Genomic DNA, 26,405 nt, shown 5'->3' on the forward strand with positions numbered 1-26,405 from the left:
GTACGCGTCGATGGTGCCGACGAAGGTGAGCACGGGCGGCTCGCCGCCGGCGACCGGCGCGTCGCCGGAGCCGGCGTGCGCGGTGACCATGGCGATGAACGCGTCGTGCATCTTCTGCTCGGGCGTGCGGTCGTCGAGCGAGGCCTCGCCGTCGCAGGCCTTGCCGTCGCAGCCGCCGCTGGCGCACTTGTCGTCGTGGAAGGCGACCTTCACGCGAGGGCCGCCCCACGCATCCGCCATCGCCTTGAGCTTCGAACCCTCCTCGGCCGGCGAGCGCATGGTCGTCAGCCACGACCCGTCGGGCTGCTGCCGGATGCGCAAGTACCGCATCGCCCGCTGCCGCTCATCGTTCGGCAGCACCCCGTCCGGATCCAGCAGCGCCACGCAGCGGCGCGCGAGCACCGTCAGCTGCTCCGGCGGCCTCGGCATGTTCGGGTCGGTCGCGTGGCCGACGAGCGACTGCTCCGCGGCGGCGAGCTGCTCGACGTCCGCGCGCGGCGCCGCAGGCTCCAGGCCCGTGACGATCGCCTGCGCCTGCGCGAACGAGATCTCGCCCTCGGCGAGCGCGCCCGCGACCGCGGGGTACTTCGCCGGAATAGTGGCGCCGGTGAGCCCGATTGACGGGGAGGTCGCCCGCGCCATCAGCTGCAGGTCGAGCGCGCGGCCCGGGCGCATGCCGAACGCCCGCCCGAGCGCCTCCTTCGGATGCCGAGCACCCAGCAGCAGGCACAGCGGCTCGTCGACCGGGCCCTGCGAGCGCTCCTCGACCTCATGCGCGAGCCGCACCTGCAGCGCGTCGACGATGCGTGAGAGCTCGGCGACCCTCCCGAGCACCTCGATGACGACATCGCGCGGCGCGGAGGGTAAGGACGGAGCATCCGCGAGCAGCGCGCGAGCGGCCTCGACCGCCGCTCTGGCCTGCTCGGTGCTCGACATCGCTGCCTCCCTTGCGAGGAGAGTAGATGGGGCCACCCACATCCACTCGCGACCTCGCTTGCGCGAAGACTAGGGGTGACCGCCCACATGCCCCGCCGCACGAGCTGCGAAGGGGCAGCGCCCGTCACTGTCGACCGCGGAGCGCGCGCTCAGCAGTCGAGATCGGCGGTCGGCGCGACCCCGGTCAGGAAGTACTCGTTCACCGGCTCGTCGACGCACGCGTTCGGCATCGGCGCGTAGTACTGCCCGTGCCCCTCGGCGTCGACCGAGACGAGCACACCCGACTCGAGCATGTCGGCGAGCGCCACGGCCTGCTCGTACGGCGTCGCCGGGTCGTTGCGGCCGCCGATCACGATGATCGGGTCGGCGCCGGGCGCGGTGATCGCGTGCGGCTCACGCGTCGCCTCGAACGGCCACGCGGCGCAGCTGCTGAGCCCGACGAAGCCCGGCCCGAGCGTCGGCGCGACGGCGAGGATCTCCTCGCCGTTCGCGCGCACCTGCTCGAAGTCCATCACCGCCGGCGCGTCGAGGCAGTTGACCGAGACGAGCGCCTCGTAGGAGTTGTCCTCGAACGTGCCGTCCGGGCGCACGCCGTAGTACGCATCCGCCTCGGCATACGCGCTCTCGCCGCTGCCCGCCATCACGTCGGCGATCACGCCGCGCAGCACCTGCCACTGCAGGTCGCTGTAGAGGTTCGCGGCGATCGCGATGAAGAACGCGCCGGAGCCGAGCTGCCGCCCGTCGACCACCTCGATCGGGTCGGCGTCGAGGGCATCGATGAGCGCGCGCGTCTGCTCGAGCGCCTCCTCCTGCGACCCCGTGAAGGGGCAGTCGCGCTGCTGCAGGCAGTCGGCGACGAAGTTCCCGTAGGCGAGCTCGAACCCCGCCGCCTGGAAGAGCGTGCCCTCGAACTCGGAGCGGTCGGGGGCGACGGCCGCGTCGAGCACCATGCGCCCGACGTTCTCGGGGAAGAGGTCGGCGTAGGTCGAGCCGATGAGGGTGCCGTAGGAGACGCCGAGGTAGTTGAGCCGCTCCTCACCGAGCAGCGCCCGCATGAGGTCCATGTCGCTCGCGACCTGCTCGGTGCCGACGAACTCGAGGTAGGGACCGGTGTGCTCGAGGCACGCATCGGCGAACCACTGCGCCGACTCGAGCTGCTGCTGCAGGTCCTCGTCGCTCAGCGGCTCCGGCGCGGGGCCCTCGGGGAGCCCCCACATCCAGTCGTAGAACTCCTGCGGGTCGTCGTAGCAGGAGATGGGCGTCGATCCGCCGACCCCGCGGGGGTCGAAGCCGACGAGGTCGTAGTGCTCCCGCACCTGCGGCGGGAGCAGGAAGTCGGCGTACTGCGAGACGTAGTCGACACCGGATGCGCCGGGGCCGCCGGGGTTGTAGAGGATCGCGCCCTCGCGCTCACCGGTCGCGGGGGCGACGACGACCGAGAGCTCGATGTTGCCGTCGACGGAGCCGAACCAGTCCATCGGGGCCGAGATCGTGCCGCACCAGCTGCCGCCGCACGAGGACCAGTCGACGTCCTGCCCGTAGTACTGCTCGAGACCGGGCGCGACGTCCTCGCCGGTCGGCGTCCACTGCGGCGCCGCGACGCTGCTCGGGCCGGTCGGCGGCGCAGCCGCGGGCGGGGCCGGCAGGACGAGGCAGCCGGTGAGCGCGAGGAGCGCGACGGCCGCGACGGCGAGGGCGGCCGGGCCGCGGGAGCGATGCATGCTCCTACGGTATGCGGCGCGGCTATGCGAGCCGCATCAGCGGTGCTGCGGCGCGCGGCCGAGTCGCGTGGAAGGCTCGAGGCTGGCGTACGATCGTCTCGATGACCGCGGAGCCGGCTCCGCTGCCGAGGCGATTCCGAGGGTCGCTACCGGCTCGGAAGGACCAACGATGTGCGCGACCGTGATCTGGGCGCTCCGCGCCGAGATGCTCGACGACGCGTTCCGCGCCATGACGCTCGAGCGCCTCGGGGTCGAGCCGCAGCCGACACCGTTCACCGTCGCATCCAAGCGCGTCGGCGCGGATGCGGAGACGTTCACGCTGACGCGCCGCATGTGCGACTGCGACGGCGTCGTCGGGCTCCGTGGCCGCGAGCAGGTGGAAGGCGAGACGCCGGCCGCGGCCCTCCTCGACTGGCTCCACGCTCTGCCGGGATCAGCGGCCGAGCTCCGCCGGATCTCCGTGCTGCGCGCTTGGAGCCCGTCGGAGCTCACCGTGGCGCCGCGTCGCTCGCGCGGCGTGCAGCTGACCGATGTCGACGAACGCCTTCTGCGCGGTGTTGAGGACGACATGCTGCTGACCATCGACCTGCGCTGAGGGACGCGCGGTCGCGTCTCGCTCAGCGGCGCTGCGCAGCGCGCGCGGCGCTCACGAGCATCGCCTCGAGCGCGAGCAGCGGCGGCACGTTCGCCTCGATCCGCTCGCGCGCGACGCGGATCTGGTCGAGCACGTCGATGACCGACGCGCGCGCGAGGTAGTCGGCCGCCGCCTGCACGGTCGGCCGCATCGCCTCGTTCACGAGCTCGCGGCCGACGCCGAGCTGGGTGATGAGGATGTCGCGGTAGAGCGAGAGCAGGTCGACGAGGATGCGGTCGACGCCGTCGCGCATGCCGCGCTTCGCGCGCTGCTTCTGCGCGTCCTCCAGCTCCTTGAGCTGCCGTCGCAGCTGCGGTGGCACGGTGCCGCCCGGCTCGACGCCGAGCTGGCGGAGCGCTTGCGCTCGCTCGGCCTCGTCGCGCTCGGCCGAGAGGGCGTCGGCGTCGGCGGTCGCGATCTCGACGTAGCGCGCGGCGGCGAGCACCGCCGACGAGGCGGTCGAGACGCGCATCGCGATCTGCAGCGTCTCGGCACGCCGGGCGCGCGCCTCCTCGCTCGTCGCGAGCCGGCGGGCCATGCCGATGTGGCTCTGCGCCTCGCGCGCGGCGCGCTCGGCGACGCCCGGGTCGACGCGGTCGCGCTCGACGAGCAGCCGCGCGACCTCGACCGGGTCGGGCACCTGCAGGTTGACCGTGCGCACGCGCGAGCGGATCGTCGGCAGCAGGTCGGCCTCGCTCGGTGCGCAGAGGATCCACACCGTCTCGGGCGGCGGCTCCTCGAGCGCCTTCAGCAGCGCGTTCGACGTGCGCTCGGCCATCCGGTCGGCATCCTCGACCACGACCACCCGGTAGCGGGCGGTCGAGGGCGCGAGGGATGCGCGCTGCACGACCGCCCTCGCTTGCGCGATCGTGATGAGCACGCCCTCGGTCGAGAGCGTGACGAGGTCGGGGTGCGTGCGCGCCTCGACGAGCGTCTCGACCTCCGGCTCGATGCCGTCCGGGCCGGAGAGGAGCGCCGCGGCGAACGCGTACGCGAGGTTCGACCGGCCGGAGCCGGGCGGGCCGGTGAGCAGCCACGCGTGCGTCATCGCGCCGTGCTCGTCGCCCTCCGCGTCAGCCGCGGCGGCGCGGCGCAGCTGCGCGACCGCGTCGGCCTGGCCGACGATCTCGCTCCAGCCGCCCATCGCTCCCCCGTGCTCCGCTCAGCGCCCGGCAGCGAGCATGGCACGCACGTGCGACATGACGCGCTCGTGCACGGCATCGGGGGTGCCGGATGCGTCGACGACGGCGAAGCGCGCGGGCTCGGCCTCGGCGAGGGCGAGGTAGGCGGCGCGCACGCGCAGCGCGAAGTCGAGCCCCGTCTCCTCGAGCCGGTCGAAGGGCGCGTGCTCGCGCGCGGCCATCCGCTCGCGCCCGTCGGCGGGATCGAGGTCGAGCAGGATCGTCAGGTGCGGCAGCAGCCCGTCGACGGCCCACAGCGACAGGTCGCGGATCTGCTGCCCGTCGAGCTCGCGCCCCGCGCCCTGGTAGGCGACGGAGGAGTCGAGGTAGCGGTCCTGCACCACGACGTCGCCGCGCTCGAGCGCGGGGCGCACGAGCGTCGCGACGTGCTGCGCGCGATCGGCGGCGTAGAGCAGCGCCTCCGCGCGCGGGGCGACGTGGCCGTCGGTGTGCTGCACGAGCCGGCGGATCTCGACGCCGAGCTCGGTGCCGCCGGGCTCGCGCGTGCGCACGACCGACCGGCCCTCCGCCTCGAGCGCGGCCACGAGCATCCCCGCCTGCGTCGACTTGCCGGAGCCGTCGCCGCCCTCGAGCGTGATGAACGCGCCGGTCACGAGTCGGTGGGCTTCTTCGCCGCGGGCTTCTTCGCGGGCGGCTTCTTCGCGGCCGGCTTCTTCGCGGCCGGCTTCTTGGCCGCGGCCTTCCGCGCGGGCTTCTTCGCCGGCCCCTTCTCGCGCTTGATCTGGAGCAGCTCGATCGCACGCTCGAAGGTGATGCCCTCGACGTCCTCGCCGCGCGGGATCGTCGCGTTCGTCTCGCCGTCGGTGACGTACGGCCCGAAGCGGCCGTCGCGCACCTTCACGGGCTTGCCCGAGACGGGGTCGGCGTCGAACTCCTTGAGCGCGCTCGCGGCCTTCCGCGCGCCGTACTTCGGCTGCGCGAAGCGCTCGAGCGCCTGCTCGAGCGTGATCGAGAAGATCTGGTCCTCGTCGTCGAGCGAGCGGGTGTCGGTGCCCTTCGAGAGGAACGGCCCGTAGCGACCCGGGCGGGCGGTGATCTCCTCGCCCGACTCGGGGTCGACGCCGACGACGCGCGGCAGCGACAGCAGCTTGAGCGCGGTCTGCAGGTCGACCGACTCGGGCTCCATCGACTTGAAGAGCGACGCGCGACGCGGCTTCGGCGCCGCCTTGCCCTTCTTGGGCGCGACGGGCTTGCCCTCGTCGTCGAGCTCGACCGGCAGCGCCTCCTCGATGTACGGCCCGAAGCGGCCGTTCTTGACGACGACGTCGAGCCCCGTCTCGGGGTGCTGCCCGAGCACGCGGTCCTCCGCCGGCTCGGCGGCGAAGAGCTCCGCCGCCTTCTCGGGCGTGAGCTGGTCGGGCGTGAGGTCCTCGGGGATGTTGGCGCGCTTGACCTCGCCGTCGGGTCCCTGACCCTCGAGGTAGGGGCCGTACTGGCCGACGCGCAGCGTCACGCCCTCGGCGACCGGGATCGAGTTGACCGCGCGCGCGTCGATGTCGCCGAGGTTCTCGACGGTGCTCTTGAGGCCCGGGCGCTCGTCGCTGCCGAAGTAGAAGCGGCGCAGCCACTCCTGCCGGTCGAGGTCGCCGTCGGCGATGCGGTCGAGGTCGGCGAGCATCTCGGCGGTGAAGTCGTAGTCGACGTAGTCGCCGAGGTTGTCCTCGAGCAGCTTGATGGTCGAGAACGCGATCCAGTTCGGCACGAGCGCGCCGCCGCGCTGCGTCACGAAGCCGCGCCGCACGATGGTGTCGATGATCGAGGCGTAGGTCGACGGGCGGCCGATCTCGAGCTCCTCGAGCGCCTTCACGAGGCTCGCCTCGGTGTACCGGGGCGGGGGCGTCGTGACGTGGTCCTTGCGCTCGAGCTCGGCGAGCGAGACGGGGTCGGACTGCTTGACGTCGGGCAGGTTCGCGTCCGACTCGGCGTCGTCGGCGTAGCGCGACGCGTCCTTCCCCTCCTCGTACGCCTGCAGGAAGCCGGGCTCGGTGATGACGGTGCCGGATGCGGTGAACTCGGCGACGCCGCGGCTCGTCTTCTCCGACGCGATCGTGATCGTGGCGGTCTGACCTGTCGCGTCGATCATCTGGCTCGCGACGGTGCGCTTCCAGATGAGCTCATAGAGGCGGTGCTCGTTCGGGGTGAGGGATGCCTTGACCTCGGCCGGGGTGCGGAAGGCGTCGCCCGAGGGACGGATCGCCTCGTGCGCCTCCTGCGCCGACTTCGACTTGCCCGCGTAGTGGCGCGCCGCCTGCGGGACCGACCCCGAGCCGTAGAGCGCGGTCGCCTGGTCGCGCGCCGCCTTGATCGCCTGCGCCGAGAGCGAGGGCGAGTCGGTGCGCATGTAGGTGATGTAGCCCTGCTCGTAGAGCGACTGCGCGACCGACATGGTCTGCTTCGCCGAGAGCTTGAGCTTGCGACCGGCCTCCTGCTGCAGCGTCGAGGTCGTGAAGGGTGCCGACGGGCGCCGGCGGTAGGGCTTCGACTCGACGCTCGCGACCCGGAAGGCGGCCTGCTCGAGCTCCTTCGCGAGCGCCTCGGCGCCCTCGGCGTCGAGGATCGTGCGGACGCCCTTGATCTGACCGCGGTCGTCGAAGTCGCTGCCGGTCGCCACGCGCGCGCCGTCGAGCCGCACGAGGCGAGCGCCGAAGCGCGATCCCTGTGTCGTCGACTGAGGGGCCTCGAACTGCGCCGCGAGGCTCCAGTAGGCGGCCGGCACGAACGCCATGCGCTCCCGCTCGCGGTCGACGATGAGGCGCGCGGTCGGCGACTGCACGCGACCGGCCGAGAGGCCCTGTCGCACCTTGCGCCACAGCACGGGGCTCACCTCGTAGCCGTAGAGCCGGTCGAGGATGCGCCGGGTCTCCTGCGCGTCGACGAGCGGCATGTTGAGCTCGCGCATCTGCTCCTTGGCCTGCTCGATCGCCTCCTTGGTGATCTCGTGGAACACCATCCGCTTGACCGGCACCTTGGGCTTGAGCACCTCGAGCAGGTGCCACGCGATCGCCTCGCCCTCGCGGTCCTCATCCGTGGCGAGGATGAGCTCCTCGGCGTCCTTGAGCGCCTTCTTGAGCTCGGAGACGGTCTTCTTCTTCTCGTCGCTCACGACGTAGTAGGGGGCGAAGCCGTTGTCGACGTCGACGGCGAACTTGCCGAAGGCGCCCTTCTTGAGGTCGGCGGGCAGGTCGCGAGGGCTCACGAGATCGCGGATGTGGCCGACCGAGGCCAGCACCTGGTACCCATCGCCGAGGTACCGCTCGATCGTCTTTCCCTTCGCCGGGGACTCGACGATGACGAGCTTCTTGCCCATGCTCACGCTCACTGCTCTATAGGTAGGGGTGCTCGGCCCGACCGGACCAAGTCGCCACAATACACACGGTGTCATTGTGCTCTCACGGCGGCGGTCCCGCACGGGCGGTGGCGGATGCCTCCCACGGCCCGACCGGGACGACAGCCGTCACGCTGGCCTCGAGACCGCGCAGCGAGCAGCGTTCGAGGCGAGCGCCGCTCGCTGCCACGACCGCGTGCGCGAGCCCGCACGGCGCGCCGTCGGCGTAGCCGGAGCGCGCATCGGCCGCCGCGAGCGCCCCGGCGTCGGCCGCCGCCGCCGCCCGCGCCTGGGCGATGGCCGCGGCACCCGCGCCGACGATGAGCATCGCGAGCAGCAGCGCCGCCATCGCGACCGCGAGCGCGAGCACGGCGCCTGCCCCGCGCTCCCCCACCCGCTGGTCGAGTAGGGCCGAGGGCCCGTATCGAGACCATCGACGCCCCACGACTACCGCCCACCCCCGTGCGCGCAGCTCCGCGCCACGAGCCTCACGGCTCCCCCGAGCGCCGGCCGCTCGAGCACCGCGCAGACGAGCTCGCCCTGCCCCTCGAGCCGCAGCAGCGCCCCGTCGGCGTAGGCCGCCGGATCGTCGCCGCGCCCCGCCGCCCGGGCCGCGGCACCGGCCGACTGCTCGAGCCCGACTTGCTCGGCAGCCGCCGCGACCGCCGCGACCGAGAGCCCGATGGCGAGCACCGCCGCCGGGAGCGCCGCGGCGAGCTCGGCCGTCACCGCACCGAGCTCGCCGCGCGGACGTGCGCTACTGCACGGTGAGCGCACGCTGGACCATGTCGGTCAGCACCGCGCGCACCTCGTCGGAGCGCAGGATCACCACCAGCAGTCCCGCGAACCCGACCGCCGCCATCGTCGCGATGACGTACTCGGCGGTCGCCGCGCCGTCCTCCTCGTGCACGAGCCTCTCGAGCATCCGCATGCTCTCCTCCTTCCCTCAGGAGGCCAAGGGTGCGGCATGGGCCCGCAAGCGCGAGCGGCGGCCGGGCAACCCTGTGGAGAGGACCGCGCGGGAGCGCTCAGCCCCGGAGCGAGCGCTCGTCCGCCGAACCGGTGTCGTCGGTCGAGACGATGGGGTGCGGAGCGCCGGCTGAGCTCGCGAAGAGCGCGGCTATCCAGTTGACGACGGCGTTCCAGGCGTTGCGCACGACCGGAACCTAGCAGACGCGGTGCTCGGGCGGGCAGCGATCCCGCGCGCAATCACACGAGCGGCGCGAGCGCGCCGTCGAGCATCGAGACGACGAGCGGCACGATGACGAGCAGCGTGAACGCGGGCAGCACGCACGCGCCGAGCGGCAGCGCGAGCTGCACGGCCGCCCGCTGGGCCCGGGTCTCGCCGTCGAGCCGGGCGCGCGTGCGCGCGGCGGCCGCCTCGGCGAGGAGCAGTCCCCGCACCGGCACCCCGGCGCGCTCGGCGAGCGCGAGCGAGGCGTCGACCTCGTCCCAGCCGCTCGCCTCGATGCGCGCGTCCCGCAGCGCGCGAGCGGCGCTCGCCCGGGCGTGGTCGGCCGCGCCGCCGCCCGCGAGCGCCACAGCGACGAGGTCGAGGGCGAGCCCCGGCGCCGGATCACCGCGCGCTGCGCGGCGCACGATCGCGCGCGACCAGCCCCACGCGCCCGCCATGAGCACGGCGCCCGCGGCGACCGACCACGAGCCGATCCCGCCGCCCGTCGCCGAGCCCAGTACGTCGAGCCCGAGCGCGAGGCCGAAGCCGAGCCCGACGACCGGGAGCAGCATGACGAGCCGCGCGGTCGCTCGCGGTCCGGCGAGTGCCGACTCGAGCGCCCGGCGCTGCGCCGCCTGCTCCCGCAGCAGCCCGGCGAGGCGCTCGAGCGTCGGCGCCATCGGGGCGCCCGCCTCGCCGGCGACCGCGAGTACCGCGCGCACGAGCCCGCCGGCTCGCGCGTCGAGCGCAGCCGCATCCGTGCCGAGCACCTTCCACGCCCGGGCGAGCGGCAGCCCGCCGGCGACGAGCGCCGCGAGCCGGTGCACTGCCGCCGCCGTCTCGTCGAGGCCGCTCGCCTCTCCGCTCATCGGCGGCGCACCGCGAGCCGCTCGCCGTCGAGGGCGAGCTCGCCGATCGCGGCGACGCGCCGCCGTCCGCGCGCGTCGCGCTCGACGTGCAGCACGGCATCGAGCGCGCTCACCGCCTGCCGCGCGAGCGCCGGCGGCGAGAGGCCAGCGAGCGCGCCGAGCGCCTCCAGCCTCGCGGGCACGTCGTCGAGCGAGTTGGCGTGCAGCGTGCCGGCGCCGCCGTCGTGGCCCGTGTTGAGCGCCGAGAGCAGCTCGCGCACCTCCGCGCCGCGGCACTCCCCCAGTACGAGCCGGTCGGGCCGCATGCGCAGCGCCTCGCGCACGAGCTGCTCGAGCCCGATCGCGCCGGCACCCTCGGCGTTCGCCTGCCGCGCCTCGAGCGCGACGACGTGCGGGTGGCGGATGCGCAGCTCGGCGACGTCCTCGATCGTCACGATGCGCTCGACGGGCGCGGCGCGCGAGAGCATCGCGCCGAGCAGCGTCGTCTTGCCCGAGCCCGCCGCACCGGTGACGAGCACGTTCGCGCGCCGCTCGACGAGCTGGCGCACCCGGTCGAGCGGCACGGTCGCGAAGCAGCCGCTCGCGTCGAGCTCGTCGAGCGAGAGCGGCTGCACCCGCGGCAGTCGGATCGAGAGCTGCGCGCCGGCCACCGCGATCGGCGGCAGCACCGCGTGCACGCGGATGCCGTCGTGGAGCCGCACGTCGACGCACGGCGTGGCCTCGTCGACGTGCCGGCCGCCCGCGGCGACGAGCGCGACGGCGAGCGCGCGCGCCCGCTCGGGTGCGAGCCGCAGCGACGCCGGCTCGGCGCCCGCGCCGCGATCGACCCACACCTGCCCGCCGGTGACGAACACATCCGTCACGGCCGCCTCCGCCACGAGCGGCGCGAGCTCGGCGAACTCCCGCAGCGGCGCGCCGCCCGCGCTCGTGCGCGCGGGACCCGCGTCCGCCGCGCGCTCGGCGCCGGCGACGAAGGGGACGCCCTGCGATCGAGCCTGCACGCGCCGCACGGTAGCCGCGCGCCGACGACCCCGCCGGGCCGACCCATCCGCTTGGGGAGAATGCATGCCGCACCACGAGCAAGGCGGCGTCCACCGGGGGAGGAGGACGCCGCCGCAGGGAGACGAATGGGGGATCCGTCGGTCACCTGCTCGCGTCGGCAGGGCCGACGACGCCCATGCTAGGCACGCGACGATGCAGGGCCGGGAGCAACACGGCGGCGAGCGCATCGACGCGTGCATAGACTCGACCGCGGACGAAGAAGTCAGGAGAAACGCCAGTGTCGGACCGCATCGATCACCTGCTCACCGAGACCCGCCGATTCGCGCCGCCGGAGGCGCTCGCGAGCGCGTCGGCGACCACCGCGGAGCTCTACGAGCGCGCGGCCGAGGATCGCCTCGGGTTCTGGGCGGAGCAGGCGCGCGAGCTGCAGTGGGAGGCGCCGTTCACCGAGGTGCTCGACTGGCAGCCGCCGCACGCGCGCTGGTTCCACGACGGCACCCTCAACGTCGCGGTCAACTGCCTCGACCGCCACGTGGAGGCAGGCAACGGCGACCGCGTCGCGCTGCACTGGGAGGGCGAGCCGGGCGACCGCCGCACCATCACGTACGCCGAGATGACCGCCGAGGTGAAGCGGCTCGCGAACGTGCTGACGTCGCTCGGCGTCAAGGCGGGCGACCGCGTCGCGATCTACCTGCCGATGCTGCCCGAGGCCGTCGCCGCGATGCTCGCGTGCGCCCGCATCGGCGCCGTGCACACCGCCGTCTTCGGAGGCTTCAGCCCCTCCAACCTCCGCAGCCGCATCGACGACGCGGGCGCGACGCTCGTCATCACGACCGATGGCGCGTGGCGCAAGGGCAAGGTCTTCCCGCTCAAGCCGACCGTCGACGAGGCGCTCCGCGAGCCGGGCCACGGCGTCACGAACGTGCTCGTCGTCAAGCGCGGCGAGAACGAGATCGACTGGGTGGAGGGCCGCGACGTCTGGTATCACGACGCGATGGCGGATGCGTCGGCCGAGCACGAGGCGGAGGCGTTCCCCGCCGAGCACCCGCTCTTCATCCTCTACACCTCGGGCACGACCGGGAAGCCGAAGGGCATCCTGCACACGAGCGCCGGCTACCTGACCCAGACCTCGTTCACCCACCGGCACGTCTTCGACCTCAAGCCCGAGACCGACGTCTACTGGTGCACGGCCGACATCGGCTGGGTGACGGGCCACAGCTACGTCGTCTACGGCCCGATGGCGAACGGCACGACGCAGGTCATGCACGAGGGCACGTTCGACACCCCGACGCCCGAGCGCCCCTGGCAGATCATCGAGCGCTACGGCGTGACGATCTTCTACACGGCGCCCACGGCCATCCGCACGTTCATGAAGCTCGGGCGCCAGCACACGCAGTCGAGCGACCTCTCGAGCCTGCGCGTGCTCGGCACGGTGGGCGAGCCCATCAACCCCGAGGCGTGGATGTGGTACCGCGACGTGGTCGGCGGCGGCACGACCCCGGTCGTCGACACGTGGTGGCAGACCGAGACGGGCGCGATCATGATCTCGGCGCTCGCCGCCGTGACGACGCTCAAGCCCGGCAGCGCCCAGGTGCCGATCCCGGGCATCGAGATCGACGTGCTCGACGAGTCGGGCGCCTCGGTCGGCGACGGCGAGGGCGGGCTGCTCGTCGTGACGAGCCCGTGGCCGTCGATGCTGCGCACGATCCACGGCGACGACGAGCGCTACCGCGAGACGTACTGGGAGAAGTTCGGCGACAAGTACTTCGCCGGCGACGGCGCCCGCAAGGACGAGGACGGCGAGATCTGGCTGCTCGGCCGCGTCGACGACGTCATGAACGTCTCGGGACACCGGCTCTCGACCGCCGAGATCGAGTCGTCGCTCGTCGCGCACGACGGCGTCGCCGAGGCGGCGGTGGTGGGGGCGTCGGATGCGACCACGGGCCAGGCGGTCGTGGCGTTCGTGATCCTGAAGCAGTCCGCGTCGCGCGAGCACTCCATCGAGGAGGCGGAGCAGATCCTGCGCCAGCACGTCGCGAGCGACATCGGCGCGATCGCGCGGCCGCGGCAGGTCTTCATCGTGCCCGACCTGCCGAAGACCCGCTCGGGCAAGATCATGCGGCGGCTGCTGCGCGACCTCGCCGAGGGCCGCGACCTCGGCGACACGACGACGCTCGCCGACCAGGGCGTCGTGGAGGCGATCCGCTCGCAGCTGCGGTAGTCGCCCCGTCGGTCGAGTAGCGCCGTAGGCGCGTATCGAGACCGGTCGCCCCGTCTCGATACGGCGCTGCGGGCCTACTCGACGATCGGATCGCTGCGCTGGTCGAGTAGCGCCGCAGGCGCATATCGAGACCGGTCGCCCCGTCTCGATACGGCCCTGCGGGCCTACTCGACGATCGGCAGGCAGGTCAGGCGAAGGCCGCGATGACCTCGACCTCGACGGGCGCGCCGAGCGGCAGCTCCGCGACGCCGACGGCACTCCGCGCGTGCTTGCCGGCATCGCCGAAGATCTCCCCGAGCACGTTGCTCGCGCCGTTGACGACGCCCGGCTGGCCGTGGAACCCATCCGCCGACGCGACGAAGCCGACGACCTTCACGATGCGCGTGATGCGGTCGAGCGAGCCGATCTCGGCGGCGATCGCAGCGAGCGCGTTGAGCGCGCTCTGCTTCGCGTCGAGCATCGCTTCGTCCGCCGAGACCTCGGCGCCGACCTTGCCGGTGCGGGGCAGCTGCCCGTCGACCATCGGCAGCTGGCCCGAGGTGTAGACGAAGCCGTTCGCCGACACCGCGGGCACGTACGAGGCGACCGGCGGGACGACCGCGGGCAGCTCGAACCCGAGCTCCTCGAGCCGCTGCGCGACGCTCACGCGCCGGCCTCGACCGGGCGCTTCAGGAACGCGACGAGCCCGCCCTCGGGGCCGTTCGCGACGTGCACGAGCTCCCATCCGTCGGCCCCCCACGTGTTGAGGATCGCCGTCTCGCGGTGGATGAGCAGCGGCGTCGTCGCGTACTCCCAGGTCGTGGTCGCCATCGTTCTGCAGCCCTCAGCTCTCATAGGTCGGTGCCGTACCCTCGTATGCTATGGCCGCTTCACGTCACAAGCCAGGAAGCCTGCTCGGCTCCCTCCTGGGTCTCATCGGGTTCAGCGCGATCGCCGGCATCCTCGTCTCGGCGACGCTGACCCCTGCCCTGGCGGTCGCGTCGAGCACCGCCAACAGCGGCCTCGACATCTTCGAGAGCCTGCCGACGTACTCGCAGATCACGCAGCAGGCCGAGCGCAACCGCATCTACGGGCTCCGCGACGGGCAGCCGGTCGAGATCGCGCAGTTCTACAGCCAGGACCGCCAGGTGCTGCAGTGGCAGCAGGTGCCGCGCACCGCGGTCGACGCGCTCGTCGCCGGCGAGGACCGCCGCTACTACTCGCACAGCGGCGTCGACGCCCCCTCGGTCGTGCGCGCCGGCCTCTCGCAGCTCGGCTTCGGCGGCGAGTCGGGCGCCTCCACGCTCACGATGCAGCTCGTGCGCCAGCAGATCGCGATCGACGCGTGCCTCTCGGACGACGAGGCCGCACAGGCGGTATGCGACCAGCAGTACACCGAGTCGTACCAGCGCAAGCTCGCCGAGATGCGGCTCGCGATCAGCCTCGAGCAGCGCTACACGAAGAACGAGATCCTGCTCGCCTACCTCAACATCGCGAACTTCGGCGGCAACGTCTACGGCATCGAGTCGGGCGCGCAGCGCATCTTCGGCAAGCCCGCGGCGGAGCTCTCGGTCGCCGAGTCGGCGGCGCTGATCGCGACGGTGCAGAACCCGTCGATCCGCAACCTCTTCAACGCCGACAACTTCGCGCGCAACCAGGAGCGGCGCGACTTCATCATCCGCAACATGGCGAGCGAGGGCTTCATCACGGCCGAGGAGCGTGACGCCGCGCTCGCCATCCCGGTGGACGAGAACTTCGTCAACATCCAGCCGCCGAACAACGGCTGCATCGCGGGCTACGACTCCGCCAGGTTCTTCTGCGACTACGTGCAGCGCGTGCTCGCGATCGACACGATCGACGGCAACCACATCCTCGGCGCGACGCCCGAGGACAACGCCCGGGCGCTCGCGCAGGGCGGCTACCAGATCTACACGTCGATCGACCTCGACCTCAACGACGCCGTGCAGGCCACCGTCGACGCGCAGGTGCCGAACGACGAGACGCGCTGGCAGTCGGGCGCCGCCGTCACGCAGCTCGAGGTCGGCACCGGCCGCATCCTCACGATGGTGCAGAACAAGGACTACGACAACCGCACCGACCCCGCGCCCACCGGCACCGCGGTGAACTTCAACGCCGACTTCGAGCACGGTCGGTCCAGCGGCTTCCAGCCCGGCTCCGGGTTCAAGATCTTCACGCTCGCGCAGTGGATCATCGACGGGCACTCCGTCAACCAGCAGCTCGACGCCACCCGCGAGGAGTGGCCGCGCGGGTCGTTCCGCGCCGAGTGCACCGGGCTCGTCTCCGAGCCGTGGGACCCGCAGAACAACGAGGGCAACGAGTACTCGCGGATGACCCCGACCGAGATCATGGTCAACTCGGTCAACACGGGCGTCGTGCGCATGGCGAGCGAGCTCGACCTCTGCGACATCCACGACACCGCGGAGCGGATGGGCACGTTCCCCGCGAACGGCGACTGGCAGATCTTCGCGCCGGCCGTGATCGGCTCGGGCTCGACCGTCACGCCGATGGGCATGGCGTCGGCGTTCGCGACGATCGCCAACGGCGGCATCTACTGCAAGCCGATCGCGATCGACCGCATCGTCGCGCGCGACGGATCCGAGGTGCAGCCTCCCGGCCAGGAGTGCCAGGAGGCGATCTCGCCGGAGGTCGCGTCGGTCATGCAGTCGGTGCTGACGACCGTCACCGAGCGCAACCCGATCAACAATCCCCCTGGCTCGACGCCGGTCATCTCGAAGACCGGCACGACGAACGGCGTCGTGCAGACATGGGTGAACGGCTCGAGCCCGACCGTCGCGACGGCCGTCTGGGTGGGCAACATCGTCGGCAACTACTCGCTCGAGCCGCGATGGAACGTGCGCTCGACGATCTTCCGCGCCGCGATGACCGAGGCGATCGCGCGCTACCCCGGCGGGCAGTTCCTCACCCCCGACGCCGACACGCTGCGCGGCAACGCGGGCGAGCTGCCGGATGTGAGCGGCCAGCCGGTCGCCGACGCGCAAGCGGCACTCGAGGCCGCGGGCTTCACCGTGCAGGTCGCCGACCCGGTCGCGGGCACGCAGGCCGAGGGCACGGTCGAGTACACGGCGCCGGGCGCCGGCGCGCTCGTGACCACCACGACGCCGATCATCATCTACCCCTCGAGCGGCGCCCCCGCGGCGGATCCGTCGCAAGCGCCTGACGAGGGCGCGCAGACGTGGCCCGACGTGGTCGCGCAGCCGCTCGCAGACGCGAGGGCCACGCTCGCGGACGCGGGCTTCGATCCCGCGCTCGTGCAGGTCACGTGGCAGGACCACGGCGAGGGCAACCTGTGCACCGTGCTCGCGCAGAACCCGCTCGCCGGGAGCCCGGGCGAGCCCACCGATCCCATCTCGCTCGTCGTCGGCACGAACGCCTCCGGGGGCGATCCTGGCTGCTAGTCCGCGGGCCCTCGGCGCGGTCGTCGGCGGCGTGCTCGCCGCCGGCGCCGCCGTGGGCGCCTACGCGACCGCGATCGAGCCGCGGGCGTTCCGCATCCGCCATGAGCAGCTGCGGATCCTGCCGGCGGGCGCCCGCCCGCTGACGCTCCTGCACCTCGCCGACATCCACCTCGCGCCGTGGCAGCGCGCGAAGCTCGAGTGGCTCGAGGGACTCGTCTCGGTCGAGCCCGACCTGATCGTCAACACGGGCGACAGCCTCGGCCACAGCGCGGCCGTGCCGGTGCTCGCGGATGCGCTGCGCGTCTTCGAGGGCGTGCCCGGCTTCTTCGTGCACGGCTCGAACGACGTCTTCGGGCCTCAGCTGAAGAACCCGCTGCGCTACTTCGCCGGGCCGTCGAAGGAGCCCGCGGGCAGCGGCCCCGAGCGGCTCGACCTCGCGGCGCTCGAGCGCGCCTACGAGGGCCTCGGCTGGCTCGACGTCAACAACGCCGCGCGCGCGATCGAGGTCAAGGGCACGACGATCGCCGCCTTCGGCGTCGCCGACCCGCACCGCTCGTGGGATCGGCTCGACGAGACCGAGGCGGCCATCTCGCGCATGCGGAAGGCGCTCGGCGACCTGCCGCGCACGACGCTCGGCATCGCGCACGCGCCGTACCGACGCATCCTCGACGCCTTCGTCGACCTCGGGGCGGATGCGATCCTCGCGGGGCACACGCACGGCGGCCAGGTGCGGGTGCCGGGCGGGCACGCGATCGTCACGAACTGCGACATCCCGCGCGCGCAGGCGTCGGGACTCACCACGTGGAGCCACGAGGGTCGCTCGGTGCCGCTCGGCGTCTCGCAGGGCATCGGATCGTCGATCTTCGCGCCGTTCCGGCTCGGCACTCCCCCGGAGGCGGTCGTGATGTCGCTCGTGCCCCGCGACGTCGGGTAGACTGGTGCGGTTGCACGCGCGAGCCTAGGCTCGAGGCGGACAGCACCGGGGTGTGGCGCAGCTTGGTAGCGCGCGTCGTTCGGGACGACGAGGTCGCAGGTTCAAATCCTGTCACCCCGACAGACGACGAGAGGGCTCCTGCCGAAGGCAGGGGCCCTCTCGTCGTCTATCGGGCTGTCGTGACGGGATTTGAACCGCAGGTTCATACGGAATTCGCCGGTTTGAGCGACCGCGGAGCGGTCGCGAGCCGCGCGGATTCCGCTGTCACCCGTGACATCCCTCCCGGCGGAGCACCGCTCCGCCGAACCCGACCACGGACTCGCTGTCGCCGCGACGACGTCTCGATACGCCGCCTCCGGCGGCTACTCGACGAGCGGGTGAGGCTGGACCGCCGCTCAACGAGCGGCAGCAGCCCCGAGCCGCCCGCCCGACTCCTCGAGGTAGCACGAGGCGCACAGCGACTCGTACGTGACCGTCTCGCCGTCGATCGCGACCTGGTCGCCGTCGAAGACGAACCGCTCCCCCACCTTGCGGCCGTTGAACAGCGCCTTGCGGCCGCAGCGGCAGATGGTCTTCAGCTCCTCGAGCGAGTGCGCGAGCTCGAGCAGCCGCGCCGAGCCGGGGAACGCGCGCGTGAGGAAGTCGGTGCGGATGCCGTAGGCGAGCACCGGCACGCCGCGCTCGACGGCGATGCGGAGCAGCTCGTCGACCTGCTCCGGTCGGAAGAACTGCGCCTCGTCGACGAGCAGGCACGCGACGCGGGCGTCGTCCTGCGCCGCCGCGGCGTCGAACGCATCCATCACCGACTCGTCGTGGGCGACGAGGAAGTCGACCTCGCGCGTGACGCCGAGCCGCGAGACGATCTCGCGCGCGCCCTTCGTGTCAGTCGCGGGCTTCGCGAGCAGCACGCGCTGGCCGCGCTCCTCGTAGTTGAACGCGGCCTGCAGCAGGCCGGTGGACTTGCCGGAGTTCATCGCCCCGTACCGGAAGTAGAGCTTCGCCACCCCTACAGGATGCCGTCCTCTTCGGCGCGCGAGATGAGCTCGGCGCGCTTGCCCGCAGGGCGGTCCATCGCGGCGTACTTCGCGCGCACCCGGCGGAGGAACGTCTTCGCCGTCTCGTAGCCGACGCCCATCTCCGCCGCGACCTGCACGGTCGAGTGGCCCTGCACGTAGTGCGCGAGCGCGCGGCGCTCGCTGTGCGAGAGGCGCGGACGGCGATCGGCCGGGTCGACGGCGCGCGGGCGGCGCCTGCGGCTCGTGCGGTCGAGCTCGGCGCACGAGCGCACGGCCTCGGCAGGGGACGGGTCCTCCCCCAGCACGACAGCGCCGGCGGCCTCGAGCGACTCGCGGAGCGCCGGGTCCGCCTCGCCGTGGACGACGACGGCGGCCCCGGCGGTGATCGCCGTGCGCGCGTGGGCGAGCACGGGGGCACCGGCGGGCTCGACCAGGAGCACGACGTCGCCGGGGAACTCCTTCGCGCGCACGAGGTCGACGAAGCGCTCGGCGGTGGCGACGAGCTCGAGCCGGGGTTCGGCCGCGATCGCGGCGCGCAGCGCCGCAGCGGTCGTCGGCGGGGCGACGACGCTGACCTTGCGCCGCTGGGGAGGCGCGACGGTGCTGGTCATGGTGGTCCTGTCAGGCGACGGCGTTGGATGCGCCGGCGGCCTCGAGCTCGGAGCTCGGCGTGTCGACGAGCCGCAGCACGCGCGCGGTGCGCTCGAGCGCCTCGCGCGCGGCCTCGGGGTCGTCGTTGAGCTTGGTCCCGTAGCTCGGGATGAGCTGCTGGATCTTGGGGCGCCACTCGGGCAGGCGCTCGGGGAAGCAGCGCTCGAAGATCGTCAGCATGATGTGCACGGCGGTGGAGGCGCCCGGCGAGGCGCCGAGGAGGCCGGCGATCGTGCCCTCGGCGCCCGTGACGACCTCGGTGCCGAACTGCAGCACGCCGCCCTTCTCCGGGTCCTTCTTCATGACCTGCACCCGCTGGCCGGCCGTGATGAGGCGCCAGTCCTCATCCTTCGCGTTGGGCATGAACTCGCGCAGCGCCTCGAGGCGCTGCGAGCGGCTCGCGAACACCTCGCCCATGAGGTAGCCGACGAGGTCGAGGTTCGCGAGACCGGCGCGCACCATCGGGTAGAGGTTGTGGCCCTTGATGGTCTCGAACATGTCGGTGTAGGAGCCGGTCTTGAGGTACTTCGGGCTCCAGCCGGCGTAGGGGCCGAACAGCAGGCTCGCCTCGCCGTCGACGACGCGGGTGTCGAGGTGCGGCACCGACATCGGCGGAGCGCCGACGCTCGCCTTGCCGTAGACCTTCGCGTTGTGGCGCGCGACGACCTCGGGGTTGTCGGTGCGCAGGAACGCGCCGGTGATCGGGAAGCCCGCGAAGCCCTTCGCCTCCGGGATGCGCGACTTCTGCAGCAGCTTGAGCGCACCGCCGCCTCCGCCGACGAAGACGAAGCGCGCGTGGATCTCGGTGCTGTTCTGCCCCACCTCGTGGCGCAGCTTGAGGCGCCACAGCCCGTCGGAGCGGCGCTTGAGCCCCGTGACGGTCGTGTCGGTGTAGACCTTCGCGCCGTCCGCGACGAGTCCCGCGAACAGCATCCGCGTGAGCGCGCCGAAGTCGACGTCGGTGCCGTCGGTCGAGCGCGTCGCGGCGATGCGCTGCGACTTCTTCCGGCCGGGGATGAGCGTGGGCGCCCACTCCCGGATGACCTCCGGGTCCTCGGAGTACTCGATGCCGCGGAAGAGCGGCTCGTCCTTCAGCAGCTCCCAGCGGCGGCGCAGGTAGTCGACGTTCGCGTCGCCCCACACGAAGGTCATGTGCGGCGTGGGCGAGATGAAGCCCTTGGGGTCGGGCAGCGTGCCGTCCTCGACGAACGATGCCCACAGCTGGCGGGAGAGCTGGAACTGCTCGTTGATGTCGATCGCCTTCGCGGCGGTCATCGAGCCGTCGGGGCCCTCGGGCATGTAGTTGAGCTCGCAGAGCGCGGCGTGACCGGTACCGGCGTTGTTCCACGGGTCGGAGGACTCCATGCCGACCTTGGGCAGCCGCTCGAACACCTCGATCCTCCAGGAGGGCTCGAGGCGGTGGAGGAGGGCACCGAGCGTGGCGCTCATGATGCCTCCGCCGATGAGGGCGACGTCGATGGTCTTGGTCACACCGAGATTCTAGGACGTTCGCCCATGAAGCACGCCCCACGCCGTGCTGGCGTCCAGCATCCTGGGTCTAGCCTGAGCCATCCGACGACGAGAGGGGCCCGACATGGGGATCCTGGATGAGGCGAAGGGGCGGCTCGGCGAGGCGGCCGAGTGGGTCAAGGGCACGGCATCGCAGCTGGGCGAGTCGACGCAGGGCGCGGGCCGCGCGCTCGGCGAGAAGGCGGCGGAGGCGCGGCACCGCGTCACGGGCGCGAAGGGCGGCGACGGCGCCGACTTCGGCTCCGCACACACCGAGCCCGCCCGCGACGAGCCGGCGCACGGGAGCACGGCGGACGCCGCGTCGCACTCGGGCGGCGGCGGCGACTTCGCGAGCGAGTGGGTCGACGTGTCGACCGACCCGCACGCGGGCGGGCCGCAGGCCGACGGCGAGTCCGGCGACGAGCCGGTCGACGGCCCGCAGAACCCGCTCTGACGAGCGGGGCGCGGGCTCCGGCCCGCGCCCCGTCAGTCGAGCAGCCGCGCGACGAGCCCGGCGAGCTGCACCGCGTTGAGCGCGGCGCCCTTGCGCAGGTTGTCGTTCGCGACGAACAGCACAAGGCCCTTGCCGGGCTCGGCCGACTGGTCGGCGCGGATGCGTCCCACGAGCGAGGCGTCGGCGCCGGCGGCCCGCAGCGGGGTCGGGATCTCGACGAGCTCGACGCCGGGTGCGCCCTCGAGCAGCGCCGCGGCCTGCTCGGGTGACAGGTCGCGCTCGAACTCCGCGTGGATCGCGAGCGAGTGGCCCGTGAAGACGGGCACGCGCACGCACGTGCCGGCGACGCGCAGCTCGGGCCGCTCGAGGATCTTCCGCGACTCGTTGCGCAGCTTCTGCTCCTCGTCGGTCTCGGCGGAGCCGTCGTCGACGAGGTTGCCCGCGAAGGGCAGCACGTTGTGGGCGATCGGCTCGCGGTAGACGCCCGGCTCACCGAGGTCGACGGCGCCGCCGTCGTGCGTGAGCCGCTCGGGCGCCTGCGACGCCGCTCGCTCGAGCTGGCCGCGCAGCTCGTCGACGCCCGCGAGGCCGGAGCCCGAGACCGCCTGGTAGGTCGCCACGACGAGTCGCACGAGGCCGGCCTCGCGGTCGAGCGGCTTGAGTACCGGCATCGCCGCCATGGTCGTGCAGTTGGGGTTGGCGATGATGCCCTTGACCGCGCCGGCGATCGCGTGCGGGTTGACCTCCGAGACGACGAGCGGCACCTCGGGGTCCATCCGCCACGCCGACGAGTTGTCGACGACGATGACGCCCGCTTCGGCGAACCGGGGTGCGAGCCGCTTCGAGGTGCTGCCACCCGCCGAGAAGATCGCGACGTCGAGGCCCGACGGGTCGGCCGCATCCGCGTCCTCGACGGTGATCGACTGCCCGCGGAACTCGATCGTCGAGCCGGCGGAGCGCGCGGAGGCGAACAGCCGCAGCTCGGCGAGCTCGAGCGAGCCCTGCTCGAGCAGCCGCAGCACGACGCCGCCGACCTGGCCGGTCGCGCCGACCACCCCGAGGCGGATGGGGCGAGCCTCGCCGGGCTCGTCGGCCAGCCGGCGGATCATCGGCCCGTCCCAGCGTGCACGACCGCGTCCTGGTCGGCGTCGAGCTCGAACGCCGAGTGCACGACGCGCACGGCGTCGACCACCTGGTCGGCGCGCGTCACGACCGAGATGCGGATCTCGGAGGTGGAGATCATCTCGATGTTGATGCCCGCCTCCGAGAGGGCGCGGAACAGTCGCGCCGAGACGCCGGTGTTGGTGCGCATCCCCGCCCCGACGAGGGCGAGCTTGCCGATCTGATCGTCGTGCTGGATCGACTCGAAGCCGACCTCGGCCCGCTCGGCCTCGAGCGCCGCCATCGCGGGGCCTGCCTCGGCCTTGGGGAGCGTGAAGGAGATGTCGGTGCGGCCGGTCGCCGCCTCGGAGACGTTCTGCACGATCATGTCGACGTTCGCGCCGGTCTCGGCGACGATCGTGAAGATGCGTGCGGCGGTGCCCGGCACGTCGGGCACGCCGACGACCGTGACCTTCGCCTCGGAGAGGTCGTGGGCGACCCCGACGATCATCGGCTCTTCCATGGTGGAACCAGCTCTCTTCGAGTCGTAGACGATGGTGCCCTCGTCGTTCGTGAACGACGAGCGCACGTGGAGGGTGACGCCGTGGCGGCGCGCGTACTCGACGCTGCGGATGTGCAGCACCTTCGCGCCCGCGGCGGCGAGCTCGAGCATCTCCTCGCTCGTGACGCGCGGAATGCGGCGGGCGCGCGGGACGACGCGGGGGTCGGCGGTGAAGACCCCGTCGACATCGGTGTAGATCTCGCACACGTCGGCGCCGAGCGCCGCGGCGAGCGCGACGGCGGACGTGTCGGAGCCGCCGCGGCCGAGGGTCGTGATGTCGCCGGTGACCTTGTTGAAGCCGGCGAAGCCCTGCACGATCGCGATCTGGCCGCGGTCGAGCGCCTGCCGCACGCGGCCGGGCGTGACCGAGATGATGCGGGCGGAGCCGTGGCGGTCGTCGGTGAGCATGCCCGCCTGGCTGCCGGTGAACGAGACGGCCTCCGCCCCCTGCGACTTGATCGCCATCGCGAGCAGCGCCATCGAGATGCGCTCGCCCGCGGTCAGCAGCATGTCGAGCTCGCGGCCGCCGGTCGGGAGGTTCGGCACGACGGCGTTCGCGAGGTCGAGGAGCTCGTCGGTCGTGTCGCCCATCGCCGAGACGACCACGACGATGTCGTCGCCGCGCTTGCGCGACTCGACGATGCGCTTCGCGACGCGCTTGATCCCCTCGGCGTCGCCCACGCTGGACCCGCCGAACTTCTGCACGATGAGGCTCACGCCGCTCCTTACCCGTCCCGGACTGATCAAGTCTAGGCTTCGGCGGCATGCCCTGACGGCCTCGGCGTCAGCGCTCGACGGTGCGGCGCCCCTCGAAGGCGCGGCCGAGCGTCATCTCGTCGGCGAACTCGAGGTCGCCGCCGACCGGCAGCCCGCTCGCGAGCCGCGACACCCGCACGCCGAGCGGCAGGAGCGTGCGGATGAGGTAGGTCGCGGTGGCCTCGCCCTCGACATTGGGGTCGGTGGCGATGATGACCTCCTCGACCGAGGCGTCCTGCAGCCGGGTCATAAGCGACGCGACGCGCAGCTGGTCGGGACCCACGCCCTGCATGGGGTTCAGCGCGCCGCCGAGCACGTGGTAGAGCCCGCGGTACTCGCGGGTGCGCTCGATCGCGACGACGTCCTTCGGCTCCTCGACGACGCAGATCGTCGTGGGCACGCGGCGCGGGTCGCGGCAGATCGCGCACCGCTCCTCCTCGCCGATGTTGCCGCACACGACGCAGAAGCGCACGCGCTGCCGCACGGTCTGCAGGATCGTCGCGAGCCGGTCAACGTCGAACGACTCGGTCTGGATGATGTGGAACGCGATGCGCTGCGCCGACTTCGGGCCGACGCCCGGGAGCCGGCCGAGCTCGTCGATGAGGTCCTGGACGATGCCGTCGTACACGCGCTAGCGCTCCCCTCGCACCCGCGGGCGCTCCTCGATGAGCTCGGCTCCGAGCTCCTCCCGCACCACAGCCTCCCCGTAGCGCGCGACCTGCGATGCGCTGAGCGCCGGCTCGGGCGCGGGCGCCGAGCGGGCGAGCTCGGCGAGCGATGGGCCGGTCGGCGCGGGCCGCTCCTCGGCGGCCGGCGCCGGCATCGCGGGCGCCGGGGCCTCGGGTGCCGACACGAACGAGAACGGGTCGGGCTCGGGCTCGTCGGGCAGCGGCTGCTCGGGCAGGTCCTCCGGCGGCGCCTCGGCATCGCTCGGGATCGCCGCGACCGCCCAGCCGGTCACGGGGCCGGGGGCTGCCGTCGCGGTCGGTGCGGGGGCGGATGCCCTGGCCCGCTCGGGCGCCGCAGCGCGCGCGGGCGGGGCGGTGGGCGGCGCGCCTCGGTGCACGTCGTCGCCGGCGTCGGCGGGCCGCTCCTTCGCGGCGCGCGGGCTGGCCTCCGCGCGGGCGATGTACTTCACCTCGATGCCGAGCAGCGACTTGATCGCCGCCCGGAGCAGGTCGGCGACGCTCGGCTTGCCGGGCTGCGACTCGCGGAAGTGCTGGATGTCTGCCTCGGACTGGAACGCGAGCACGAGGACGTCACCCGGCCGCAGCTCCTTCGGGGTGATCGCGGTCGCGACCATCCACGCGGAGCGCTGCTGGTCGGCGAGCTTCTGCAGCACCTCGTCCCACGAGTCGCGCAGCTGCTGGAACGTGATGGGCTCGGCCGGTGCCGCTACGGGCGGCGTCGCCGACGCTGCGGCCTTGTCTGCCTTCGCGGACCCCGTTCCGGCAGCAGGACCCGAGATCCGGGGTCCGCTCGCCGGGATCGGGTCCGCATCCGATCCGCCGGCGGGCGCCGGGGCGGCGGGCACCGACGACTGCGGCGGAGCGGGAGCCGACTTCACTGGAGCGGGGGCCGGCTCCACCGGAGCGGGAGCGGCGGGAGCGACAGCAGCTGCCGCAGGCGTGTCCGCCGTGCGGGCCGCGGGCGCGGGGGCGGCCGCAGCCGACGCGGATGCGGGCGCGACCGCCGCCGCCGGAGCGGGCACCGCGCCGTCGAGGCGCTGCTCGATGCGCTCGACGCGCGCGATCGTGCCGACCTCGGGGTCGCCCGACTCGGGCACGAGCAGCCGCGCCGCCATGAGCTCGAGGTGGAGGCGCGGACTCGTCGCCCCTGCCATGTCGGTGAGCGACTTCGCGACGATGTCGGCGGCGCGCGAGAGCTCGGCGCCGCCGAAGCCGCGCGCCTGGGCGACGAGCGTCTCGAGCTCCTCGGCCGGCACGCCGTGCAGGATCGCCGCCGGGTCCTTCGCGGCGCGCGCGACGATGAGGTCGCGCAGCCGCTCGAGGAGGTCCTCGACGAAGCGGCGCGGGTCCTGGCCCGACTGCACGACGCGATCGATCGACGCGAACAGGCTCGCCGCATCCGTCGCCGAGAGCGCCGCGACGATCTCGTCGAGCAGCTCGCCGTGCGTGAAGCCGAGCAGGGCGACCGCGTGCGCGTAGGTGACGGGCCCGTCGGAGCCGGCGATGAGCTGGTCGAGCAGGCTGAGGGTGTCGCGCGCGGAGCCGCCGCCGGCGCGCACGACGAGCGGCAGCACGCCGGGGTCGGCCTCGACGCCCTCCTCGGCGCACAGCTGCTGCACGTACTCGAGCATGGGCGCGGGCGCGATGAGGCGGAACGGGTAGTGGTGCGTGCGCGAGCGGATCGTGCCGATGACCTTCTCGGGCTCGGTCGTCGCGAAGATGAACTTGATGTGCTCGGGCGGCTCCTCGACGATCTTCAGCAGCGCGTTGAAGCCGCCGGAGGTCACCATGTGGGCCTCGTCGATGATGAAGACCTTGTAGCGGTCGCGGCTCGGGGCGAAGGTCGCGCGCTCGCGCAGGTCGCGGGCGTCGTCGACGCCGCCGTGGCTCGCCGCGTCGATCTCGACGACGTCGAGCGAGCCGCCGCCGTCACGGCCGAGCTCGATGCACGAGTCGCACTTGCCGCACGGCTCGGGGGTCGGCCCCTCGGCGCAGTTGAGGCAGCGCGCGAGGATGCGGGCGCTCGTCGTCTTGCCGCAGCCGCGCGGGCCCGAGAAGAGGTAGGCGTGGTTGACGCGGTCCGCGCGCAGCGCGGTGCGGAGCGGATCGGTCACGTGCGCCTGCCCGATGAGCTCGGAGAACGACTCCGGCCGATAGCGGCGGTAGAGGGCGGCGACCATGGGATCCAGGCTACTTCCCGCCGGTGACTCGCCGAGCCGGAGCGGCCGGCATC

General features: G+C 72.9%; 25 protein-coding genes and 1 tRNA gene. 6 read left to right on the plus strand and 20 right to left on the minus strand.

Annotated elements, in window-relative coordinates; all coding sequences use genetic code 11:
- Positions 1-936: DUF222 domain-containing protein (locus H508_RS0100320; RefSeq protein ID WP_026372592.1), on the minus strand; the 936-nt coding region annotated here is incomplete at its 3' end.
- Positions 937-1,085: 149 nt separating this feature from the next.
- The gene (locus tag H508_RS13595; RefSeq protein WP_035253556.1) at positions 1,086-2,657 is read right to left on the minus strand and encodes an alpha/beta hydrolase; all 1,572 of its coding nucleotides are present in this window, start codon (positions 2,655-2,657) and stop codon (positions 1,086-1,088) included.
- Positions 2,658-2,862: 205 nt separating this feature from the next.
- Here H508_RS13595 and H508_RS0100330 point away from each other — a divergent pair, with 205 nt between their 5' ends.
- Entirely contained in the window at positions 2,863-3,252 is a 390-nt protein-coding gene (locus tag H508_RS0100330) for a hypothetical protein (protein ID WP_156905941.1), read from the plus strand.
- Positions 3,253-3,274: 22 nt separating this feature from the next.
- Here the strand turns inward: H508_RS0100330 and H508_RS0100335 are convergent, their stop codons facing one another.
- The 9 genes from H508_RS0100335 to H508_RS0100375 form a co-directional block, all read right to left on the minus strand.
- The gene (locus H508_RS0100335; protein WP_026372594.1) at positions 3,275-4,435 is read right to left on the minus strand and encodes a DNA polymerase III subunit delta'; all 1,161 of its coding nucleotides are present in this window, start codon (positions 4,433-4,435) and stop codon (positions 3,275-3,277) included.
- A gap of 18 nt (positions 4,436-4,453) precedes the next feature.
- Positions 4,454-5,086 (minus strand): dTMP kinase, encoded by a 633-nt coding sequence (tmk, locus tag H508_RS0100340; protein ID WP_026372595.1) that lies wholly within the window; start codon positions 5,084-5,086, stop codon positions 4,454-4,456.
- A complete protein-coding gene (gene topA, locus H508_RS0100345) occupies positions 5,083-7,800 on the minus strand; it encodes a type I DNA topoisomerase (RefSeq protein ID WP_035253559.1) in 2,718 nt (905 codons plus the stop codon). The genes tmk and topA overlap by 4 nt, the downstream gene beginning before the upstream one ends.
- A gap of 82 nt (positions 7,801-7,882) precedes the next feature.
- Positions 7,883-8,263 (minus strand): Rv3654c family TadE-like protein, encoded by a 381-nt coding sequence (locus H508_RS0100350; protein WP_342663244.1) that lies wholly within the window; start codon positions 8,261-8,263, stop codon positions 7,883-7,885.
- Between the two features lie 2 nt (positions 8,264-8,265).
- On the minus strand, positions 8,266-8,547 hold the full coding sequence (locus H508_RS13600; protein ID WP_051222409.1) for a hypothetical protein: 282 nt from the start codon (positions 8,545-8,547) through the stop codon (positions 8,266-8,268).
- 28 nt (positions 8,548-8,575) lie between these two features.
- On the minus strand, positions 8,576-8,749 hold the full coding sequence (locus H508_RS16970) for a DUF4244 domain-containing protein (protein ID WP_084154863.1): 174 nt from the start codon (positions 8,747-8,749) through the stop codon (positions 8,576-8,578).
- Between the two features lie 97 nt (positions 8,750-8,846).
- Positions 8,847-8,975, minus strand: a complete 129-nt coding sequence (locus H508_RS17895; protein WP_281168359.1) for a hypothetical protein — start codon at positions 8,973-8,975, stop codon at positions 8,847-8,849.
- A 52-nt stretch (positions 8,976-9,027) separates the two neighbouring features.
- Positions 9,028-9,861, minus strand: a complete 834-nt coding sequence (locus tag H508_RS13605; protein WP_051222411.1) for a type II secretion system F family protein — start codon at positions 9,859-9,861, stop codon at positions 9,028-9,030.
- Positions 9,858-10,862: a TadA family conjugal transfer-associated ATPase gene (locus tag H508_RS0100375; RefSeq protein WP_425393440.1), complete on the minus strand. Its 1,005-nt coding sequence runs from the start codon at positions 10,860-10,862 to the stop codon at positions 9,858-9,860. Before H508_RS0100375 ends, H508_RS13605 begins: the two co-directional genes overlap by 4 nt.
- Before the next feature lie 278 nt (positions 10,863-11,140).
- On the opposite strand from H508_RS0100375, the gene acs reads away from it, so the two are divergent.
- Positions 11,141-13,084, plus strand: a complete 1,944-nt coding sequence (acs, locus tag H508_RS0100380; RefSeq protein ID WP_026372599.1) for an acetate--CoA ligase — start codon at positions 11,141-11,143, stop codon at positions 13,082-13,084.
- Between the two features lie 187 nt (positions 13,085-13,271).
- Here acs and H508_RS0100385 read toward each other — a convergent pair whose 3' ends face one another.
- On the minus strand, positions 13,272-13,730 hold the full coding sequence (locus H508_RS0100385; protein ID WP_026372600.1) for a RidA family protein: 459 nt from the start codon (positions 13,728-13,730) through the stop codon (positions 13,272-13,274).
- Positions 13,727-13,894: a Sp36 family protein gene (gene sp36 / locus H508_RS17495; protein WP_169514145.1), complete on the minus strand. Its 168-nt coding sequence runs from the start codon at positions 13,892-13,894 to the stop codon at positions 13,727-13,729. Before sp36 ends, H508_RS0100385 begins: the two co-directional genes overlap by 4 nt.
- Before the next feature lie 50 nt (positions 13,895-13,944).
- Between sp36 and H508_RS13610 the strand changes: the two genes are divergently transcribed.
- The 3 genes from H508_RS13610 (at position 13,945) to H508_RS0100405 (ending at position 17,554) form a co-directional block, all read left to right on the plus strand.
- Entirely contained in the window at positions 13,945-16,500 is a 2,556-nt protein-coding gene (locus H508_RS13610) for a transglycosylase domain-containing protein (RefSeq protein WP_051222413.1), read from the plus strand.
- A gap of 31 nt (positions 16,501-16,531) precedes the next feature.
- On the plus strand, positions 16,532-17,434 hold the full coding sequence (locus H508_RS0100400) for a metallophosphoesterase (protein ID WP_245569400.1): 903 nt from the start codon (positions 16,532-16,534) through the stop codon (positions 17,432-17,434).
- Positions 17,435-17,480: 46 nt separating this feature from the next.
- Positions 17,481-17,554 (plus strand) — tRNA-Pro (locus tag H508_RS0100405).
- Positions 17,555-17,829: 275 nt separating this feature from the next.
- Here the strand turns inward: H508_RS0100405 and H508_RS0100410 are convergent.
- Genes H508_RS0100410 through H508_RS0100420 form a run of 3 tightly spaced genes read right to left on the minus strand, consistent with a single transcriptional unit; the run spans position 17,830 to position 20,592 of the window.
- Positions 17,830-18,438 carry a thymidine kinase gene (locus H508_RS0100410; RefSeq protein ID WP_026372602.1) on the minus strand — a complete coding sequence of 203 codons (609 nt, stop codon included), beginning with the start codon at positions 18,436-18,438 and terminating at the stop codon, positions 17,830-17,832.
- Positions 18,439-18,440: 2 nt separating this feature from the next.
- Positions 18,441-19,061 (minus strand): helix-turn-helix transcriptional regulator, encoded by a 621-nt coding sequence (locus H508_RS0100415; RefSeq protein ID WP_051222417.1) that lies wholly within the window; start codon positions 19,059-19,061, stop codon positions 18,441-18,443.
- 10 nt (positions 19,062-19,071) lie between these two features.
- Positions 19,072-20,592, minus strand: coding sequence for a malate:quinone oxidoreductase (locus tag H508_RS0100420; protein WP_026372604.1), 1,521 nt, complete (start codon positions 20,590-20,592; stop codon positions 19,072-19,074).
- Between the two features lie 103 nt (positions 20,593-20,695).
- Here H508_RS0100420 and H508_RS0100425 point away from each other — a divergent pair, with 103 nt between their 5' ends.
- A complete protein-coding gene (locus tag H508_RS0100425) occupies positions 20,696-21,064 on the plus strand; it encodes a hypothetical protein (RefSeq protein WP_026372605.1) in 369 nt (122 codons plus the stop codon).
- A 32-nt stretch (positions 21,065-21,096) separates the two neighbouring features.
- Here H508_RS0100425 and H508_RS0100430 read toward each other — a convergent pair whose 3' ends face one another.
- The 4 genes from H508_RS0100430 to H508_RS0100445 form a co-directional block, all read right to left on the minus strand.
- Positions 21,097-22,173, minus strand: coding sequence for an aspartate-semialdehyde dehydrogenase (locus tag H508_RS0100430; RefSeq protein WP_051222420.1), 1,077 nt, complete (start codon positions 22,171-22,173; stop codon positions 21,097-21,099).
- A complete protein-coding gene (locus H508_RS0100435) occupies positions 22,170-23,444 on the minus strand; it encodes an aspartate kinase (protein WP_021009820.1) in 1,275 nt (424 codons plus the stop codon). The genes H508_RS0100430 and H508_RS0100435 overlap by 4 nt, the downstream gene beginning before the upstream one ends.
- Before the next feature lie 67 nt (positions 23,445-23,511).
- Positions 23,512-24,111, minus strand: coding sequence for a recombination mediator RecR (gene recR, locus H508_RS0100440; protein ID WP_021009819.1), 600 nt, complete (start codon positions 24,109-24,111; stop codon positions 23,512-23,514).
- Between the two features lie 3 nt (positions 24,112-24,114).
- Complete coding sequence (locus tag H508_RS0100445; protein ID WP_026372607.1) at positions 24,115-26,352, minus strand: DNA polymerase III subunit gamma and tau; 2,238 nt, start codon at positions 26,350-26,352, stop codon at positions 24,115-24,117.
- Positions 26,353-26,405 lie beyond the last annotated feature (53 nt).

Origin of the sequence: Agrococcus lahaulensis DSM 17612 (genome assembly GCF_000425105.1) — a bacterium.
Classification (GTDB): domain Bacteria; phylum Actinomycetota; class Actinomycetes; order Actinomycetales; family Microbacteriaceae; genus Agrococcus; species Agrococcus lahaulensis.

Bases quoted from the DNA above. Each gene is read 5' to 3' on its own strand.
- H508_RS16970 (WP_084154863.1), bottom strand. From the start codon at position 8,749: ATGCGGATGCTCGAGAGGCTCGTGCACGAGGAGGACGGCGCGGCGACC.
- H508_RS0100445 (WP_026372607.1), bottom strand. From the start codon at position 26,352: ATGGTCGCCGCCCTCTACCGCCGCTATCGGCCGGAGTCGTTCTCCGAG.
- H508_RS0100330 (WP_156905941.1), top strand. From the start codon at position 2,863: ATGCTCGACGACGCGTTCCGCGCCATGACGCTCGAGCGCCTCGGGGTC.
- topA (WP_035253559.1), bottom strand. From the start codon at position 7,800: ATGGGCAAGAAGCTCGTCATCGTCGAGTCCCCGGCGAAGGGAAAGACG.
- sp36 (WP_169514145.1), bottom strand. From the start codon at position 13,894: ATGGCGACCACGACCTGGGAGTACGCGACGACGCCGCTGCTCATCCAC.
- H508_RS0100335 (WP_026372594.1), bottom strand. From the start codon at position 4,435: ATGGGCGGCTGGAGCGAGATCGTCGGCCAGGCCGACGCGGTCGCGCAG.
- H508_RS13595 (WP_035253556.1), bottom strand. From the start codon at position 2,657: ATGCATCGCTCCCGCGGCCCGGCCGCCCTCGCCGTCGCGGCCGTCGCG.
- H508_RS0100425 (WP_026372605.1), top strand. From the start codon at position 20,696: ATGGGGATCCTGGATGAGGCGAAGGGGCGGCTCGGCGAGGCGGCCGAG.
- H508_RS13605 (WP_051222411.1), bottom strand. From the start codon at position 9,861: ATGAGCGGAGAGGCGAGCGGCCTCGACGAGACGGCGGCGGCAGTGCAC.
- H508_RS13610 (WP_051222413.1), top strand. From the start codon at position 13,945: ATGGCCGCTTCACGTCACAAGCCAGGAAGCCTGCTCGGCTCCCTCCTG.
- H508_RS0100415 (WP_051222417.1), bottom strand. From the start codon at position 19,061: ATGACCAGCACCGTCGCGCCTCCCCAGCGGCGCAAGGTCAGCGTCGTC.
- H508_RS0100430 (WP_051222420.1), bottom strand. From the start codon at position 22,173: ATGATCCGCCGGCTGGCCGACGAGCCCGGCGAGGCTCGCCCCATCCGC.